Source organism: Streptomyces sp. NPDC006879, assembly GCF_042869595.1.
Lineage (GTDB): Bacteria > Actinomycetota > Actinomycetes > Streptomycetales > Streptomycetaceae > Streptomyces.
On sequence record NZ_JBIAGC010000008.1, the window covers coordinates 166,275 to 180,157 of the forward strand.

Annotated in this window: 13 protein-coding genes; 5 read left to right on the forward strand and 8 right to left on the reverse strand. The window is 67.5% G+C overall.

All coding sequences use genetic code 11. From position 1 onward, the window contains the following. Positions 1–99 precede the first annotated feature (99 nt). The 3 genes from ACFYMC_RS09480 to ACFYMC_RS09490 form a co-directional block, all read right to left on the reverse strand. Positions 100–1,404: an alpha/beta fold hydrolase gene (locus ACFYMC_RS09480; protein ID WP_388521308.1), complete on the reverse strand. Its 1,305-nt coding sequence runs from the start codon at positions 1,402–1,404 to the stop codon at positions 100–102. Positions 1,405–1,571: 167 nt separating this feature from the next. After that, a complete protein-coding gene (locus ACFYMC_RS09485; RefSeq protein WP_388521310.1) occupies positions 1,572–2,657 on the reverse strand; it encodes an S-(hydroxymethyl)mycothiol dehydrogenase in 1,086 nt (361 codons plus the stop codon). Between the two features lie 222 nt (positions 2,658–2,879). Next, a complete protein-coding gene (locus ACFYMC_RS09490; RefSeq protein WP_388521313.1) occupies positions 2,880–3,302 on the reverse strand; it encodes a DUF350 domain-containing protein in 423 nt (140 codons plus the stop codon). Positions 3,303–3,348: 46 nt separating this feature from the next. Between ACFYMC_RS09490 and ACFYMC_RS09495 the strand changes: the two genes are divergently transcribed. The 3 genes from ACFYMC_RS09495 to ACFYMC_RS09505 all read left to right on the forward strand — a co-directional run bounded on the left by ACFYMC_RS09495 (position 3,349) and on the right by ACFYMC_RS09505 (position 5,273). Then, positions 3,349–3,609: a hypothetical protein gene (locus ACFYMC_RS09495; RefSeq protein ID WP_388521315.1), complete on the forward strand. Its 261-nt coding sequence runs from the start codon at positions 3,349–3,351 to the stop codon at positions 3,607–3,609. A gap of 11 nt (positions 3,610–3,620) precedes the next feature. After that, positions 3,621–4,052, forward strand: a complete 432-nt coding sequence (locus tag ACFYMC_RS09500; protein WP_388521318.1) for an ankyrin repeat domain-containing protein — start codon at positions 3,621–3,623, stop codon at positions 4,050–4,052. A gap of 255 nt (positions 4,053–4,307) precedes the next feature. Further along, positions 4,308–5,273: a pirin family protein gene (locus tag ACFYMC_RS09505; RefSeq protein ID WP_388521321.1), complete on the forward strand. Its 966-nt coding sequence runs from the start codon at positions 4,308–4,310 to the stop codon at positions 5,271–5,273. A gap of 67 nt (positions 5,274–5,340) precedes the next feature. Here the strand turns inward: ACFYMC_RS09505 and ACFYMC_RS09510 are convergent, their stop codons facing one another. From ACFYMC_RS09510 to ACFYMC_RS09530, 5 genes are all read right to left on the reverse strand, one after another. Next, positions 5,341–6,453 (reverse strand): M14 family metallopeptidase, encoded by a 1,113-nt coding sequence (locus tag ACFYMC_RS09510; protein WP_388521324.1) that lies wholly within the window; start codon positions 6,451–6,453, stop codon positions 5,341–5,343. Between the two features lie 241 nt (positions 6,454–6,694). Continuing rightward, complete coding sequence (locus tag ACFYMC_RS09515; RefSeq protein WP_388521327.1) at positions 6,695–7,405, reverse strand: hypothetical protein; 711 nt, start codon at positions 7,403–7,405, stop codon at positions 6,695–6,697. Positions 7,406–7,470: 65 nt separating this feature from the next. After that, complete coding sequence (locus ACFYMC_RS09520) at positions 7,471–8,199, reverse strand: hypothetical protein (protein WP_388521330.1); 729 nt, start codon at positions 8,197–8,199, stop codon at positions 7,471–7,473. Positions 8,200–8,251: 52 nt separating this feature from the next. After that, positions 8,252–9,352 carry a hypothetical protein gene (locus ACFYMC_RS09525; RefSeq protein WP_388521332.1) on the reverse strand — a complete coding sequence of 367 codons (1,101 nt, stop codon included), beginning with the start codon at positions 9,350–9,352 and terminating at the stop codon, positions 8,252–8,254. Between the two features lie 216 nt (positions 9,353–9,568). Then, complete coding sequence (locus ACFYMC_RS09530) at positions 9,569–10,657, reverse strand: hypothetical protein (RefSeq protein WP_388521335.1); 1,089 nt, start codon at positions 10,655–10,657, stop codon at positions 9,569–9,571. A 454-nt stretch (positions 10,658–11,111) separates the two neighbouring features. Between ACFYMC_RS09530 and ACFYMC_RS09535 the strand changes: the two genes are divergently transcribed. Both ACFYMC_RS09535 and ACFYMC_RS09540 read left to right on the forward strand, forming a co-directional pair. Continuing rightward, positions 11,112–12,464 carry an MFS transporter gene (locus tag ACFYMC_RS09535; RefSeq protein ID WP_388521338.1) on the forward strand — a complete coding sequence of 451 codons (1,353 nt, stop codon included), beginning with the start codon at positions 11,112–11,114 and terminating at the stop codon, positions 12,462–12,464. Between the two features lie 51 nt (positions 12,465–12,515). Then, positions 12,516–13,751 (forward strand): ATP-grasp domain-containing protein, encoded by a 1,236-nt coding sequence (locus ACFYMC_RS09540; protein ID WP_388521340.1) that lies wholly within the window; start codon positions 12,516–12,518, stop codon positions 13,749–13,751. The last annotated feature ends 132 nt before the right edge of the window (positions 13,752–13,883 follow it).

Consider the following 13,883-nt stretch of genomic DNA (forward strand, 5'->3'; position numbering starts at 1 on the left):
TTCGAGTCTGCGACGAGGCAGCGAGGTGTCGGAGCTGCCTTCGTGCGCCCGTCGGGTCTGCGGGACACCCCTGAGCGCGGCCGAACACTTGCCCCCTCGTCAGACCTCGCCTCTCACGAGGCTGAGCAGCCGGTCCAGGACCTGCGTGCCGCTCGCGCGCAGGCCGTCATGCTCGTACTCGTCAGTGACCCACAGGCGCAGCCCGCCGATGGCTCGGGCAGTGGCCAGGGAGTGGGCGGTGTCGACGTACATGTCATCGTGGTACACCACGGCGGCCACCGGGGTGGTACAGGCAGCGAGGGTCCGGGCGTCGTACAGGGGTCCCCAGCCGGTGCGTTGGGCGATCAGTTCTGCCGTTCCAGCCAGTGGGACGAGAGCCGGGTCGGTCGTGAAGTGCCAGGGATGGATCGTCTCGCCGCTGAAGAGCAGGGGCCCGTCTCCGGCGAGACTCTTCACGGCGTCGAAGAGCGGGTACTCCGCTCGGACGCCCTCGGCCGCCCATGCGGTGGGACTCGCCGGGTCCTGGGCGTAGATCGCCTCGTGGAGCAGGGCGTACAGCGGGTGCCCGGCGAACGAGAGCTCGGCCCGCACCTGCTCCTCGAAGGCGTCAGCGAGTACCGGACCGCCAGGCGTCTGGACGAACGCCTCCTCCAGGAGGAGGTGCAGGCGGTGGCTGCCTTCTCCCGTACCGAGCATGAGCCCCAGGGACTGGAAGGCTTCGAGGGTCAGGGGGTGGCCGCCGCTCAGCACGGGGCGCCGTTCGGCGATGTACTCGGCGATCTGGCGGGCACGGTCGACGTCCATGGGGTAGCGCGTGTAGTGCTCCTGGTTCTTGCGCTCGATGCGCGAAAACGCCGCCCGGTAGACTTCCGGTGCCGTGGCGTCCAACGAGGGCAGCCCGCCGGCGATCATGGCGGCTTCGACGCCTTCGGGAGCGGCGCAGAGGTAGTGGACGGTGCAGAACCCACCGAAGCTCTGCCCCAATACCGTCCAGGGGCCGCCACCAGTGACGGTCGGCCGAATGAGTTCGCAGTCCCGGACGATCGCGTCGGCGCGGAAGTGCGTCAGATACTCGGCTTGCCGGGCGGGCCCGCCGCGCGGCGGTAGCGTCTGGCGGTTTGCCGGGGTCGAGCGCCCCGTTCCCCGCTGGTCGAGGAAGAGGACGCGGTAATCGCGCAGGGCACGGTCGAGCCAGGCCTGGCGACCGATGAAACGGCGGGCCCCGAAGCCCGGCCCTCCTTCGAGGTAGAGGAGCCAGGGCAGAGCACTCGCGTCCTTCTCTGCGGCGCGGGCTTCGCGGGCGTAGAGCTCGATTTGTTCGCCCTGGGGGTCAGTGTGGTCGAGCGGAACGGTGAAGTGGTGGTCGGTCAGAACCACGCCGGGCTGACGGTAGGTGAGGTTCACGGTGCTCCACGGGACTCGGTACGGTGGGCTGGCGACTGTGGCCCGCCGTCAGCCGATTTCACATCCCAACCTGGCGTGCAACATGTCACGGCGCGCCGCCTGGCGTCGCAGCTGGCGCCTACCGCCGCAACGCCAGGGGCCCATGCACCCGCAAGTCCACTGCCTTCTCAGAACTCCACTACAGAACGCAGGACTTCGCCCCGCTCCATGCGACCGAACGCCGCCTCGACGTCATCGAGCCGGATCCTCTCGGAGACGAAGGCGTCCAGATCCAGACGCCCTTGCAGGTAGAGGTCGATGAGTTGGGGGAAGTCGCGCTCGGGCAAGCAGTCGCCGTACCAACTCGACTTCAGCGCCCCACCGCGGCCGAACACGTCCAGCAACGGTAGTTCCAGGCGCATCTGCGGTGTGGGCACACCCACCAGCACCACGGTGCCGGCGAGGTCTCGTGCGTAGAACGCCTGCTGGTAGGTCTCCGGCCGCCCCACGGCGTCGATGACCACATCGGCACCGTTCCCGTCCGTCAGCGCCCGCACCGCCTCGACCACGTCATCCTTGCGACCGTTGACTGTGTGCGTGGCCCCCAACCCGCGTGCCCACTCCAGCTTCTTGTCGTCGAGGTCAACAGCGATGATCTTGGCCGCTCCGGCCAGTCGGGCACCCGCCACGGCCGCGTTGCCCACGCCGCCGCAGCCGATGACGGCGACCGAATCACCTCGTCCGACCTCAGCGGTGTTGAGCGCGGCACCCAGCCCCGCCATCACGCCACAGCCGAGGAGACCTGCGGCGGCGGGCGAGGCCGCCGGGTCCACCTTGGTGCACTGCCCGGCGGCCACCAGGGTCTTCTGGGCGAACGCCCCGATTCCCAGCGCGGGCGAGAGCGGCGTGCCGTCCTCCAGGGTCATGGGCTGGGAGGCGTTGTGGGTGGCGAAGCAGTACCAGGGCCGTCCCCGCCGGCAGGCTCGACAGTTCCCGCACACGGCACGCCAGTTCAAGACCACGAAGTCGCCGGGCCCCACCGAGGTGACTTCCGGGCCGACGGCTTCCACCACGCCGGCCGCCTCATGACCGAGCAGAAAGGGGAACTCGTCGTTGATCGCGCCTTGTCGATAGTGCAGATCGGTATGGCACACCCCGCACGCCTGGACCTGTACGAGGGCCTCACCCGGCCCGGGATCCGGGACCAGGATCGTGGTCGTCTCCACCGGCGCGTCCTTTGAGCGCGCGATGACACCTCGTACGTGATGGGTCACAGTACAACCGCCTTCGTCTCCGTCGACCAGGGCTACCGAACGTAGCAGCCGCCTTTGGCCCTCCGTCGTCGAAGCGCTCAGCTCGATCGAAGTGGGTATCGAAGCCCCTGGGAGCCCACGTCCTGAGATTCCCGGACACGGACTCCACTCACTCTCACGCGCCCGAGACGGCACCCGGCTCATCCCGGTGCCGGCAGGGTTCCTTGCCCGGCCGCGCCCCGGTCAGGCGATGGACGCCGAAACGATGGCCGCGACCGCGATGTTGCAGGAGGCAGTCACCCACACGGCAGGATGCGACTCGTCCTCGACGAGCGTGGCTCCGAGCTTCCCCGGTGTGACGATGTCGACCACCCAGAAGGCCAGGGCCATCATCACCAGGCACAGAAGACCGAACGCGGCGGTGGAGAGCAGCCCCTTGCCGAACTCCTCGTAGGTCGTCCAAATCGAGGTGAACACGATGCCGCCCACGCCCAACAGTGCGGAACTGAGCAGGACGGCGGCGTTGCGATTGCGCTCCTGCCATATCTGCCGGCCGAGCTTGCCCGGGGTGAGCGCATCCACCAAGACGATGCCAAGGACGAGCAGGACCACGCCCACAGCGCCGTAGGAGGCGGCCCGTCCCAGGCCGTTGATGATGTCGTTCATGAAAGCCGCGCTCCGCAAGTAGCTGGTCGTGGTGGGAGGAAGGGCAATGTATCGCACACCCGACCGGATGGGCGGGGCAGCCGGACTCGCAGGTGCCCGCCGTGCTCAGCCCGCGATCCGGCGGCGCGGACCGCTGCGGGCACTCCCCTTCGGCCAGGTGCGCAGGGACCTCGCCCGCACGGTGGCCACGGCCGGCGCAGCCGTGGCCGGGCGGGGCGACGGCGGCCGGCGCCGGCAGAGCACTGCCCGGGACACAGTGCCCGCAGCGGGACGCCCCCTACGGTCCGGCCCACGGCCGGGCGCGTAGTCTCCACCAGCATGAACCGCAGGCGCCGCAAGAAGCTGTCAACCCTCCTGGTCGCGGCTGCGTCATCCGGCACCCCTTCCGAGATCCGGGCCCTCCTGCTTCGAGGAGCCCAGCTCGAACTACCGGACCGCGACGGCACCACCCCGCTGTACGCGGCGGCGGTCCAGGGTGCCACGGACAACGTCCGCTGCCTGTTGGCGGCGGGAGCCACACCCGACGCGCAGAGCGGTCGGGGAGCTGAGGGCACGCCCTTGTGCGGTGCCGCCTGCTGGGGGCACACCGCAGTGGTGCAGGAGCTACTGCGGCACGGTGCCGACCCGAACCTCCGTGAAGACCACGGCACGGGCAACACCGCCCTGTACTGGGCGATGCGCGGCCCCCATACCGATACGGTCGCCGCGCTCCTGGAAGCGGGCGCTCGGCCCGTTGCGGCAGCTGACTGATCTTGCACGGCTCGCATGCCACCAATGACGGGGCTGGACACTGCGCCGGTCCCACCCGCACGGTTGGCACCCGGGCGTGTTGCGAATGCCCCGCCTGCCCCGCGGACAGACGGCGCTACCTTCGCAACACGCCCTGGCGGTCGTACCAGGTGCGCCGACCGGGTCATCTGAGCGGCTCTGGCGGTCGGCGCCCCCGGACGGCGCGGGGCGCGTTGGTGCCTCCCGTTGCGGCTGCGTGGCAGCTACGTTGGCGCCATGAGCAATCTTGATCGTCAGGCCACGCCCACCGTGTGCGGGGGCCGTGGCTTCGTCGTCGCGGAGCCGGTGCGCGAGCTGCTGAGTCCTCGCCGCGTCGCACTGGGCGAGTCCACGGAAGTCCGCAGGCTGCTGCCGAACCTCGGGAGGCGGATGGTCGGCGCCTGGGCCTTCGTCGACCACTACGGGCCGGACGACATCGCGGACGAGCCGGGCATGCAAGTGCCGCCGCACCCCCACATGGGACTACAGACGGTCAGTTGGCTGCACGAAGGCGAAGTGCTGCACCGCGACAGCACGGGCAGCTCAGAGGTCATCCGCCCTCGCCAACTGGGTCTGATGACCTCCGGACGGGCCATCAGCCACTCCGAGGAGAGCCCGAAGAGCCATGCCCGCCTTCTGCACGGCGCACAACTGTGGGTGGCGCTTCCCCAGGCCCACCGGAACGTGGAGCCTCATTTCCAACACCACACCGACCTGCCCCGTGTGCTCGGCCCGGGCCTGACGGCCACGGTGATCCTGGGAACCCTGGACGGGACCACCTCGCCCGGCTCCGTCTACAGCCCTCTCGTCGGCGCCGACCTCACTCTGACAGCAGGCGCCGAAGCACGTCTGCCGCTGGAACCGGACTTCGAGTACGCCGTCCTGTCGATGTCCGGCGAGGTGCACGTGGACGGGGTGCCGGTCCTCCCCGGGTCGATGCTCTACCTGGGCTGCGGGCGTCCTGAACTCCCCCTGCGCGCCTCATCAGACGCCGCTCTCATGCTGTTGGGGGGTGAACCCTTCGAAGAGGAACTCGTCATGTGGTGGAACTTCATCGGGCGCTCTCAGCAGGAGATCACCGAAGCCCGTCGGGACTGGACGGAGGGAAGCAGGTTCGGTGAGGTGAAGGGCTATGACGGCGCGCCGCTCGCTGCTCCGGAGCTGCCCCCCGTCCCGCTCAAGCCCAGGGGTCGGGTGCGCTGAGCCGGACCGGTTGGCCCGGGTGCACCTTGGAGGACTGGCATCGGGCTGGCGGCCGGCAGAAACTGCTTCACCTCTCTTCTTGGTGCGTGCAGTTGAGGCCGGCGAGCGCCTGGGAGAAGACCTCCCTGGCTCGCTGGAGCACCTGGGCGCGCCACTGCTGGTCCTCGACCGGGCTGAAGGCCGCACGGATCAGCGACTTGAGGTCCGACTGGACGGCCTTGACCGGATCCTCTCGCAGGTGGAGCCAGTTGTCCGCACACAGGGCCAGCAGTACCTCAGGGCCCGGTTGGGTACCGAACTCCAAGGTGATGGCCGTGAGTTCGCGATCGGCTCGCAGACCTTCGGCGACTGCGGTCGCGGTGTTGCCGACGATCGGCGTGGAGGAGGAGGTGCCCTCCTCAGATGCGGTCAACGCGGTCCCGTACCAGTGGCGCGCTCGGTGACGGGCTTCGCGGTCTGGGCCCCCTCGGAAGATGGGTTCCCCGTAGCCGCGTTCCCCGAGCCCGGTATGCAGGTCGATGTAGCCGATGCGGGTGGCTCCGGAGCCTTCGATCTGTTCCTCGACGACGGTCCGGAAGACCCGGTTGGACCAGCAAGGGCCTTCTCCACCGTAGAACAGGCCATCCGGGTGCCGGTACTGACCGTGCGTAACCGCCTGCTGTAGTACCTGTGGGCCGAGCTCGTCCCGCAGTCGCCCCAGCGCTACCGCCAGCTCCTGGGTGCGGAAGGCGTTGAGGTGGTGCGGGGTGAGCTGGCCGTGTACGCGCTCGTAGGGGTCGTTGTGGGGCGGACGGTGATGGTCGACGAAGTTGCGGTTGAGGTCGACGTTCTCCTCCGTCACGCGTCGCTGGTAGGCGAAACCATGGGGGTTGAGCGCATGGACCAACAACACGCCGGTGCCCTCGGCCGCCGCCGCCTGCGCCACCCCCTCCCCCAGCAGGATGCGGGTCTGACAGGCCGAACCGCAGAAGCCTTCGATGCCGTGGGTACCGGAGACCGTCACCAGGAGCCTCGTCGGGGTGGCGGGACCGAGGTAGGCGGTGTCGGTGCGCAGTTCCTCACCTGTGGGCCCGCGGTGCCCGGGCAGTAGGAAGCTGCGCATCCGCGCGCCGGCGTCCCTCGCGGCGTAGCGGAACTCCTGACGGGCCTGGGCGTAGTCGGTAGGAAATGCGTAGGCCATCGCCGTTGCTCGCTTCCGTATCGTCTTCGGGGTGGGGCTCGGCCCGAGCTCGCTCCTGTGACGCCTCCAGCGGCGCGCGGTCCCAGTGGCTTCGCTCGCAGGACGGAACGGGCGTCCTCGACTTGGCGCACGACGGCGTTGCAGCAATGCCCCGAGGCGGCGTTGACGTCGTACGCCCGCCCAGGAGTTCGAGAGCGCCCTGGGGTGTGGAGGCGGCCGTGCGGCCGGTGCGCGCTCGGTTTCAATGACGCCCGGACGGGAGCGGCACGCCCAGGGCGGCGAGGATGGCGTCCGCTCCCGCGCGGGTGGGGACGTGCAGCAGGCACAACACCCGGTCGCCCGGGGCCGCGTGTGCTTCGAAGTAGGCGTTCGTTTCGGGCAGGTAGCTGCGGGGGCGTTCCCGATAGAGGTCCACCGGGCGTCCGATGCCGCCCAGTAGGCCGAGCTCAGAATCGAAGGGCGCACCGGGAGCGAGCGCGTGGGCCACCTCCCTCGCCAGCGCCGTGCGGGACTGGTCCTTGCCAGCCAGGTCCGGGTACAGGGTGATCTCGGGATGGCCGCCGAATGCCGCCATCGCGCAGTGGACCACGGGGTTGTAGGTCTTGAGTGCGATGACTTCCGGGAAGGGGCGTCCGTCGGACAGGAGTCGGGCGAAGTGGGCGGCCCAACTGCTTCCGAAAAGGGCTCCGCCACGGTGGTCGTCTCCCACGAACTGGACCATGACGTGCAGGCATTGCCTACCGGAGGGAAGCCCAGCCCACCGGGAGGTGAGTAGGGACACCGCTCGGCCCCGGTCCACTCCGGCGATGACGTAGTCCGCCTCGGCCAGCATGTCGCGGCGCTGTGTGAACAGTTCCCGCATCCTTAGCCCCGGCATGGCCTCGACCAGACCGTCCACGATCCACTGTTCGGTCTCGGGCGGCAGGTCCGGGCCGGACGGCAGCGTCAGCACGCTGGCACTGCCGCCTGAACTTGACCGGGTCGTCCCGCTCTGGGCGTTGCGCATCGGGCTGCCGCTCAGGCCTTGGCCGAGGTGGGTAGGGGCACCTGACCGTCCGTCTGACCGAGCACGGTGAGTTGGTGGAGTTCCACAAAGTAGAGCTTCCACAGCCAGTAGATGTGACTGAGGTGCTCGACGACCTTCTTCTCGTCCTCCTCGTCGGAGACCAAGGTGGCCATCACCCGCCAGACGAAGTCGTCGTGGTCGTCGTCGAGGTCGGTGTTGACATGCGCCCGGGCGCCCTTGACCTGCTCCCGGCCCAGCACGTTCTCCAGGTTGTCCAGCCATTCCGGCTGGGTACGGGTGGTGACGTACTCAACGAAGTACACGCTGGTGATGAGCGCGAGGGGGCTGTCCTCGAACTCCATCCCGTACTGCAGGTAGCCCGTCAGGAGCTTGGTGGAGAGCAGCGGCTCGGTTGAGTAGATCTCCTCCTTGCTGACGCCGACCTTGGCGAGGTCGGCGGCGAAGAGCCGGTCATGCAGCATCTCGTCGTCGGTGTAGTGCGCCCACGCCTTGGCCTGGACGGGGTCCTTCTTGGTGAAGTACTTGATGGCGAGAGCGTCGATGGTCCGCTTGCGGCGCAGCCGCAGAATGGTCTCGATGTTGTGCCGCTTGTAGTAGCCCAGGTGGAGTTCGGCTGCTTCCTTCTGGTGCTGGGCGAAGGGGACGGTCTCGTAGAAGTCCTTGATGTAGGAGTCGAGGATGGCGTCGACTCGTTTGCGCAGTTCGGGGTTGGTCGTCATGACGTGCTTCCTCCTGTTGCAACCGCTGGCTCGTAACTGGTGGCGAGTCGCCTCAATGGCAGCCGCAGCTCGCACTGGAGGTCCGCTGCATCCGCCCGCGGCGCACCGCTTTGCGCTGACCGAGCACGGGGGCACCGTCCGAGGTCAGCAGCGAACTGCGCCGGCAGAGGAAGGCCAGGGCGAACCGTGTGGTGGGCGTGATCCCCAGTCCCAGGTTGATGCAGCCGGCGGGGCCCCCGTAGACCTCGTTGGGGCCGCAGTTCGCCGGGAGGACCTCGGTGGTGGCGTTGATGCCGAAGCCGAGTTCCCAGACCACCCGGTAACGCGGGTCGTCTTCGAGGAGCTGCTGGAGGGCCTCGGCGGCGGGTCGGCCGCCGGGTGTCGTCGGGGTGACCCCCTCGACCACCCCGGCCGCCACATCCAAAGTCACGGGGTGCGAAACCAACACGGAGAGGGCATCGAACAGCTTCTGCTGGTCGGCCGTGTCAGCGGGGTCGGCGTGGCGGTGCACGACGGGCCATCCGTGCATCGTCAACTTCCCGTTCAGACCGAGGAGTCGGGCGTGCGGGCTAAACGTGGTGATCTCGTCGGCCGTGACGCTTAGTTTGCCAGCGGGGAAGATCTGTTGTTCGCCTGCTTCCAGGGGGCCGGCCTGCTGGTTCCAGACGCACTCCCCGACCGTGTGGTCGAACTCGGCCTCGGTCCCGCTGGAATCATCGCTGATGGTCAACCGTGCGCTCGCCCCGACCTGCTCGAAGAAGTCTTCGGCGGTGCGTGCTTGCAGCTGCGGGTCGACGCGGAGCGCGGAGCGCAGGTAGTACTGGATCTGCTCGGCACCCAGCGGAGTGGACCCGGCGGGCATGACGGCCAGCTTGCGCCGACCGAGTTGCCTCGGTGTCGGCGAGTCAAGGAACCGGCCGGGGCAGACCGCCAGCACATGGGCCTCAGGCGGCACGCTCTGCGCCAGCAGTTCTCCCAGGCTCTGCCCAGGGGGCAGCGACAAAGAGAGCACTCGCGCGTATCTTCCGTTCTGCTCGGACTGTACGTGGAGGTAGCCGCCACTTTCCTCCGTGGTGATGAGGCAGAAGCTGTCGGACGGCTCCCCGAACATGCCGGACGAGGCGAAGGAAGAAGCGGTAAGTTCCAACGGCATCGGCACGAGAGCGCTCCCTCACACGAAGACTCGGTTCACCGGGGACAAGGAAAACCACGGGGATGACGGGGACCCCGCGGCAGGGCTGTTTCGCCCTGCCGCGGGTAGGTACTCAGCCGAGCAGCGTGCCCAGGTAGTTGCGGTTCTTCTGCACCTTGATCTTCTTCATGGCCTTCACCTCCTGTTGGGTCGTCGCTTCTTTTCACCCCGCCGGGTTCACTGGTCCTTCGCCGTCTGTGGAGCGGCGACGACCCTTTCCACCGTGGGGCGGTCTGGATGTCCGATCAGCGCCAGCCCGTTGCTGCTCAGGACGCGCGTGTCGGGCGAAATGATGTCGAGGTGGTATTGCGTGTACGGGGTGAGACCGAGTCCGTAGTGCAGGCAACCCTCGGTGCCTCCGTACACCTCGTTCATGGCGTGGTTGCCGGGCAGGATGTCCAGCGAGGTGTTGAGTGCGTGGCCGATCTCCCACACGATGCGATAGCGGGAGTCCACGGCGAACATGTGCTCCAGCATGGCGACCGCCGGTGCGGCCCCGGGGTCCAGCGCCTCCAAAGTGGTGATCTTGCCGTCCACCACCGTGGCCTTGATGGCGTTGTCCTTCATCGCCCAGAGCTGGGAGTGGATGCGCGCCTGGTCAGCGCGGGAGAAGGAAGGAGTTCCGTTGTGCAGGATCGGATAGCCCCGTAGGACGATCTCACCCTCCAGCGGCAGCTTCAGGTCCTCCCCGAACTCCCGGATCTCGACGGGCAGCACGCTCACTTCGCCGGAGGGCACGATCTGCTGGTCGCCCCAGTCCAGGGGGCCGGCCTGCTGGTTCCACACCAGGCCGTCCTGAAGGTGGTCGAGGACGGCTCGGGTGCCGTGTTTGAGGTCGGCGTAGACCAGATGCTCCGACTCCTCTGCGATTTCGAAGAACGTCTCGCAGAAGGCCTCTTGTTCGGCCGCCGAGGTCCGCTCCATCACCCCGAGGAAGTGTCGGATGTCATCCATGGTGGTGGGCGTCGAGTTACACGCCATGCCCATTATCTTCCGTTGACCCACCAGCGCGGGGTCTGGTGACTCGAAGAACCGGTGGGGCGAGATGACCAGAACGTGTGACGGTTCCGGGATGCTCTTATCCAGAAGATCCTCGAAACGGTCACCTTCTCCCATCGGAATGGTGAGAAAGCGTTCGTAGGAGGCGGTTTTCACCACCTCGATCTCGTCAACCAGTTCAGGGTTCGTGACCAGACAGAACGTACTGCCGATGGCCTCACCGAACTGGCTGAAGCGTCCGGGGTCGATGGAAATGCTTGCCGACATTTTCACTCCCGTCATGGCCTCTGAGGCCGGGCCTCGCCGTGGACATAACTCTGACGCCCGTCAGTGGTGGGCACCATAGGACGATGGTCCTGTAGGGACTTCTGGGCCGATGGGCTCAGCGCTTGAATTCGAGGCGCCCGGCACTCCTCGGCCAGCACCGCGGCCCACGCCTGCGACCTTCTCGGCGCGTCGCAGGCAGCGATCGGAAGCGGGCGGAACTGGAAGCCTTCCGCGGTGGGTGACCAGCCGGGCCCCGACATGTCGACATCCGCGCCCTGAGCTCCGCTTTCCGGCTGAGGGCGGCCCTCAAGATGCCTTCGACACCCCCGGTGGGCGCCCGGATCGACGATGAGGACGCGAGCGCCACTCCTTTGCACCACGCGTGGCAGTTATTCGTGGTTCTCGGTCAGTCTTGCCACTGTTGCGCCTGCGATCTCCACATCAAAGTGATCGTATGGCCAGTAGCGATACATCCACAGCGGGAGATGCGGAACAGCCGGCGAAAGCCGCTCACGCCGGAGTGAAACAGGTGTGGCGAGAGGCACCGACGGCCGTCAAGTCCCTGCTCGTCGGCACGACGGTGAACAGACTCGGCGGATTCGTCCAGGTCTTCATGGTGTTGTACATGACGCAGCGCGGATTCTCCGCGGCACAGGCCGGCGGTGCGCTCGGCCTGTACGGTGCGGGCACCGTGCTGGGGGTCCTGACCGGCGGATGGATGTCCGACAGGATCGGGCCACGACTGACGATCATGTCGACTCTGGTGACCTCGGCCCTCCTCCTGCCCACGGTGCTCTACCTGGAGAGCTACCCGGCCATCCTCGTGGTGATCGCGGTGGGTGGCGCGCTGAGCCAGGCGTACCGGCCGGCGTCCACCAGCATGATCAGCCAGCTCGTCCCGGCGGAACGCCAGGTCATGATCTTCGCGATGGTTCGGCTCGCCATCAATCTCGGCACCACCGCCGCACCCCTCCTCGGAGCCGCACTGGTACAGATCTCCTGGGACTTCCTCTTCTGGGGCGAGTCGGTGGCCATCTTGGTGTTCGCAGCAGTCGCCGCCACCACCTTGCCCCGCAGGCAGGACCCCTCCGGGTCCGCGATCGACCCGCAAGGCACGGCCGAGGCAATGACGGAAGGCCAACAGCCGGCGCGCAGGGCCAGTTACCTCACTGTGCTGTCGGACCGCCGCTACCTGCTGTTCCTGTTGGCCATGTTCGCCAGCTCGATGATCTACATCCAATACGTGTCGACCCTGCCACTGACGGTGCGTCATCTCGGGATGAGTACGGCGGTCTACGCGAGCCTCGTGGCGCTCAACGGCTTCCTCGTCATCACCTGCGAGCTCCTCGTGGCCAAGGTGGTGCAGCGCTGGCCGGCCAGGATCGCCGTTATCGCCGGCGTGGCACTGACCGGCATCGGCATGAGCCTGTATGCCCTGCCCCTGGGCCTGGCCGCCTTGGTGATCGCCACCTTGGTCTGGTCGTTGGGCGAGATCGTCGGCTATCCCACCCTCTTCTTCGCCTATCCGGCACAGGCGGGTCCGCCCGAGTTGCGCGGACGGTACCTGGGCGCCTCGAACTCCCTCTACGGCCTTGGTACGGCGCTGGGCCCCGTCCTGGGCGTGATGCTCTGGAACCGCTACGAGCAGGGGCTCTGGCTGGGCTGCGGAGCCGTGGGCCTGCTTGCCGTGGCCGCCGCCTGGTTCGGAGTACGGCCCGCGCAGGGCAAGGCCGAGGCCGAAACGGGCGCTGTGGAACAGCGTTCGGCGACCCGAGGCGACAAGGAGCGCACCGCGGTCGAGAACTGAGGCGGACTCCTACGAGCCATCAGCAGAGCAGGACTACAGAAGGGACCAGCCATGCAACGCCATGTCATTCTCGTCGACCCCTACTCCGGAGCGGCCGAGTACGCGAATGCCTTCCGGGAGCGCGGCATCGAACCCGTTGCCGTGCTGAGCACGCCCGGTCCACTCGACTCCTACCGTCGCACCTGGTCGCCGGACACCTTCTACCGCACCCACTGTTTCAACGGGAACCTCAGCGACCTCGTGGGCACCGTCAAGGACTACGATCCCGTCGCCATCGTGCCGGGCAACGAATCCGCGGTGATGTTGGTCGACCTGCTCGTGGCGGAACTGATGCCGGGCTCGGGCAACGTGCTGGAGCTGTCCGAGGCCCGGCGGGACAAATGGCCCATGGCCGAGGTGGTCGCCGCGGCGGGCATTCCCCACCTGCGGCAGATCGCGACGGCAGATCCACGCGAGGTCTCCACCTGGATCGACGAGAACGAGCTCCAGGGTTGGCCGTTGGTGCTCAAGCCCCGACGCAGCGGCGGCACTGACGATGTCCACAAGGTCGGCGCGGGCGAGGACTGGCGCCCGTACTTCGATCGCCTCCTCGGCTCCGTCAACCGCTTTGACATCAGCAACGACACCGTTTTGGTGCAGGAGTTCGCTCCCGGAAGCGAGTACATCGTCGATACCTACTCGGTCGACGGGAAGTTCGGTGTCGTCTCGGTCTCGCGCTACAGCAAGTCCGCGAAGTACGACCGCATCGGAATCTATGACGCGCTCGACTACCTGAGCCCCGAGGATCCGATCGCTCAGGAACTCACCTCCTACGCACGGCAGGTAGCCGAGGCCGTCGGGGTGCGCAACGGGGCGACCCACACCGAGATCATGCTTACGGACGAGGGCCCGCGGCTGATCGAGATCGCCGCGCGGTTGGCGGGCAGTTGCCTGCAGTACGCGGCCAGGTGTGCAACGGGGGACTCCCAGATCGACCGAACGGTCAGGCACTACCTGGACGGCGCCTTCACCCCCGGATACGAGATCGTCCGACCGGTACGCGTGGTGTGGCTCTCCAGCCCGCGGGCTGGGATCTTGTGCAATGCCGAGGTGCTCGACCAGGTAAGGGAGTTGGAGACGTTCCAGCGGCTCGGGACACCGTATGCCACGGGGGACGTGGTGCCCTGCACGGAAGACCTGTTCACTAGCTTGGGGTGGGTGATCCTCGGCGGAACCGATCAGGAGTCCGTCGACGCCGACACCCTGCGGGTCAAGGAGGTCGAGTCTCAACTCGTCGTGGAACCTTAGGCATTGGAGACATAGGCCATAGGTCCTTGACGCATGCATAGGACCACAGTCCTATGTCGGGGACGAAGCATCCTGAACTACAGTGGATCTCCAGTCAGCCGCAAGCGGTAACGAAACGACCAGAAGAGTAAC